The sequence below is a fragment of the Oribacterium sp. genome (genome assembly GCF_057249185.1).
On record NZ_DBHIGR010000224.1, the window covers coordinates 1 to 2878 of the forward strand.

A 2878-nucleotide genomic window follows, 5' to 3' on the forward strand; every position below is an offset into this window, starting at 1 on the left:
TCTGAATGTGTCCGTCATGCGCAGAAATAACGAGCTTTCCGGAACCGATTTTTTGTTCTATTTCCAGGATTTTCTTCACATTTTCTTCCATATCCCGGTCCCGAAGGACAGAGGAATCCTCTTTGGAAAGCCAGGTTTCCGCCGCTTGGCGAACGGTATTTAACTCCATCAGAAAGTCTTGCCGCTCCTGAAACTCCTTCTTTTCTGTACTATCCAGATTGTCATTGGAGGCCTGCTTTTCTGTAGTGTCCTGCTCATCCGCTGTGTTTCCCCTCTCCCTCTGCGCCTCTTCCGGACTCTCCTCCACCTTTTCCTTTAAGCTGTCCAAAAAGGCGATGACTTCTTCGGCATTCGTTGCATTTAAACTGAAATTCTCACCCTTTATACAGTCCAGATTTTTTGAAAACTCTTCTTCGGTCGTCAGCTTATGAGACAGGCTGTAGTCCTTTAAAAAGACATAACTTCCCTCCGGGTCCTGCATGTCAAAACCGTAGAAGCGGACCTTTTTCTCCTCCGGTGCGCTTTCATTCCACTCCCGCATCCAGGAAATCAGCTCTGCCATTTCTTTGGTATGGTAAATGGGAAAGGCAAACTTCTGTACCATTTCCTCAGCACTTCCTTCTCCCCCTTGAATATAGCGGTTTATTTCCGCACATTCTCCATAGTCCGCCTCCAGGGCAAATGCCGTAAATCCCCGTTTCTCCACCATTTCCTTAAAAACAGACAGCTTCAGCTCCTGCATTTCTTTACAGCCATGGGCAGCCTCTCCGATAGAAAGGATGGTAATATTCTCCGGTATGTACTCTGCGAAGAGGGGCTTCATTTCCGCCTGAACCTCTTTGATTTCACGGTGAGCCTGTAGTTCCTCGAACTTTAATTTCCCAAAATAAAACAAAATACAGACAATAAGAAAAGCTGTCAACGTAAGCACAATTTTTCCCAGAATTTTCAAAAACTTTCCCAATATTTTCATCTCTTTCTTCCTCACATTTCCTATTTCATACTATTCCACAATCCGCGTGTAGGCTTTCTTGGTCAGCCGAAAGATCACAAGATAAACCAGCGCAAAGACAAGAAGTACCGCGGACAAACAGCCGGCATAAAGGGTCAGGCTTCCTACTCCGAAAAGTCCCAGCAGTCTGAAAATAATTTTGGAGGCTACGATGCAGTGAAGGGTAGCCACCGCTAAGGGGCCGAAGAAAAGCCATAGAATCTGAGCCGCTCCGGTCTTCTGAATCAAACGGTCGGAAAGCCCCAGCTTCTTCATGATCTGCATTTTTTCTCTGTCTTCATAGCCCTCGCTGATTTGCTTGTAGTAGCTGATTAATACCGTGCCTGTCAGGAAAATGATACCGATCAGCACCCCTAAGAATAAAAATCCGCCGTTCACTTCATACTGCGATTGCAGGTACTCTTCTTTATTTTCTACCGAATACCGATAGTTTCCCTTGAAATTTTTTTCCGAAAACACCTTCAGCTCTTTCTTTAAAGCTGTGTACTTCGGCTGATATGCCTCCACGGAAATCCCTTTCAGATTCCAATGAGTACTAAATTCAATGGCAGTGGATTCACCGCTATGCTCCTTTGGCTGTAAATATTTTTCTATATACTGCATCGTAGCAAGATCCCGTACCACAATGCCGTAGCTTCCTAAAGCCACCATATCCACCGGTAAGATATTCTGAATTTCGCTCACCTGAAACACCCGGTCTCCGATTTTTAAACTGCTCGGATTCTTCAGCGTATTTCTATTGTTGCAAAGCAGAATTTCATTTTCTCCTAAAGTAATGTGCTTTTGAAAACGGGCATTGTAGCCGGCTAAATCATAAAGGATAATCATATTGGGATCTTTGGCATTCGCCATGTTCTCTTGTCCTTGCACAGGCAGGATTTGACCATCCTCTACATAACCCGCGGTAGCAAGCGTTGCCATGGTATATAAGCCCTCTACCTCGGAAGGCTCGTTCACGCTTTCCAGCACCATTTGATTTAAAGACTGTTTCAAGTCTTCCCCTTCCTTTTCCGGATAGGAAAATGGGGAAAGCTCCATACTGTATTCTCTGGAAAATAAGCTGTTTCCCTTATTCTGAATATTTGCATACATACAAATGGTGGTGGCAAGGCTCAAAATCACTCCTGTACTTAAGATGGAGATGCTCGCAAGGGAAACCGCATTTCCCTTGATACGATAGAGAAGTCCGCTGATGCTTAAGAACTTCTCCGGCCTGTAGTAAGAAGGGCGCTTTTTCTCCATTTTCAAAATCAGCACGGAAAAGGAAATATACAAAAGATAGGTTGCAAGAATTACCGCCAGTACCGCAAGGAAAAAGTAATTAAAAGAAGACAGTAAGCCTTGGATCAAAAGCGCAATCCCGTAACCGATGCCGAGGAACAGGAAGCCGATAAAAGACAGGATCACTCTGGACTTCGGTTCGCCTTCTCCCTCATGTCCTTTTTGTAAAAGCGCCATCGGGGTAGAAAAGGAAATCCGAAAACTGCTGCGGAGCAAGGTGAAAAGATAGAGGCACAACAGCAAAACCGCAGTATAGAACAGGGCGGAAAAACTGAAGGGAAAGTCCATCAGCCTCCCCGACACATCTTTCATGATGAAATTCAGCATGAGAAAGACCATTTGTCCAAAGAGATATCCCCCCACAATGCTCAGTACGAAGATAAAGGCAAAGAGACAGAAAAATTCAATGGCAATAATCTTTCGGATATGCTTCTTCTCCAAGCCCAAAATACCATAAAGCGCAAACTCCTTATTTCGTTTCTTCAGCATGAAGTTGACTGCGTACTGGATAAAAACAAAGGTAAAAATGCAAAGAAGAATCGTACCGACTTGGATAAAAAGGGGCAAGTCCCTATGACGGGTTTC

2 protein-coding genes are annotated in these 2878 nt (G+C 44.4%); both read right to left on the minus strand.

The features are described 5' to 3' along the window. On the minus strand, positions 1-973 hold a 973-nt coding region (locus ACO4PX_RS09710), incomplete at its 3' end, for an erythromycin esterase family protein (RefSeq protein ID WP_485572483.1). A gap of 30 nt (positions 974-1003) precedes the next feature. Then, the coding region (locus ACO4PX_RS09715; protein WP_485572485.1) for an ABC transporter permease at positions 1004-2878 on the minus strand (1875 nt) is incomplete at its 5' end.